Raw genomic sequence first — 660 nt, 5'->3', positions numbered from 1 at the left:
CCATCGGCGAGCCGGTCGATCCCGTCCGTTCGCCTGAACTGGTCGAAGTCCGCCGCGTCTTCGGCGACCTGCCTCAGACCCGATCAGTTCCGACAGGTGATTGTTGATGATCGTGTAGAGGTCCGCGGCGAGCTTCGTCGCGACTTCCTCGCCCAGGACGGAAAGCAGGTCGACCCGGTTGCGGGAACGCATTTCGACTGTGTGCCAAAGCAATGCCTTGCTGACCGAGATCGATGTTACGTCCAGGCAGGACAGGTCGATTGCATTTTCGGCCTTGAGCCGGATCGATGCTGCTCGCGACCGGTCAAGGAGAAGCTTCCAGCGTCCTGCAGGTAGGAGCCGCGCAAGAAAGCCGGGCCGATATGTTATGGATCGTTTCGACATTGCAGAACTGGTGCTATATTCGTGACTATTCGTCACGCCGACCTGTCTGCCGAGGCCCTGTTTATGTTCCCGATCGCTGCCTTACGGCCAAACCTCCGACTTTCCGAGTGCTCACACCGCTCGTTGACTCCTCCAATCTCGGTGCTGGCCCGTGATGAGAGCGTTTGCGGACCGGCATGAGCAGGATCTCGACCCAATTCGACCTGTTCGATGACGATGCGACCGGTTTTCGGCAGACGCCACGGCCTCGTCCCCGGAAGGGTGGGCCTTCAACGT

1 pseudogene is annotated in these 660 nt (G+C 59.8%); it reads right to left on the bottom strand.

Annotated features, from left to right (window positions below):
• Window positions 1-384, bottom strand: a pseudogene (locus CEV33_RS00885) (hypothetical protein); the annotation flags it as partial.
• Window positions 385-660 lie beyond the last annotated feature (276 nt).

It is taken from the genome of Brucella grignonensis (assembly GCF_002252505.1).
GTDB lineage: Bacteria > Pseudomonadota > Alphaproteobacteria > Rhizobiales > Rhizobiaceae > Brucella > Brucella grignonensis.
Note: the sequence above shows the minus strand (reverse complement) of the source record. Positions and strands in the feature narration are given on the sequence as shown.